Consider the following 456-nt stretch of genomic DNA (forward strand, 5'->3'; position numbering starts at 1 on the left):
CGCGGCCGTCCGCGCCCTCGCCTGGGCGCTCTACAAGCCCGAGCATGCCCGCGAGCTCGCGGAACTCGCGGTCGCCGATACCGGCCTCGGCAACGTGCCCGACAAGATCCTCAAGAACCAGCGCAAGACCTTCGGGACCCTGCGCGACCTCCTGCGCGGGCGCTCGGTCGGCATCATCGAGGAGGATCCCGCCAAGGGCATCGTGAAATACGCCAAGCCGATGGGCGTGATCGGCGCCGTGACGCCCTCGACCAACCCGAGCGCGACCCCGGTCAACAAGGCCATGATGGCGGTGAAGGGCCGCAACGCCATCGTGATCGCCCCCTCTCCGCTCGGCTACCGCACCACCGCCGGCACCGTCGAACTGATGCGCGCAGAGCTGGAGCGCATCGGCCTGCCCGCCGACCTCGTGCAGATCCTGCCGCACCCGGTCACGAAGGACTCGACCGAGGCGAT

At 69.7% G+C, this 456-nt stretch carries 1 protein-coding gene; it reads left to right on the top strand.

Going from position 1 to position 456, the window contains the following annotated elements:
• Nucleotides 1–456: aldehyde dehydrogenase family protein (locus WDW90_RS38175; RefSeq protein ID WP_336492879.1), on the top strand; the 456-nt coding region annotated here is incomplete at both ends.

The organism is Methylobacterium nigriterrae (assembly GCF_037106235.1).
GTDB classification, from domain to species: Bacteria; Pseudomonadota; Alphaproteobacteria; order Rhizobiales; family Beijerinckiaceae; genus Methylobacterium; species Methylobacterium nigriterrae.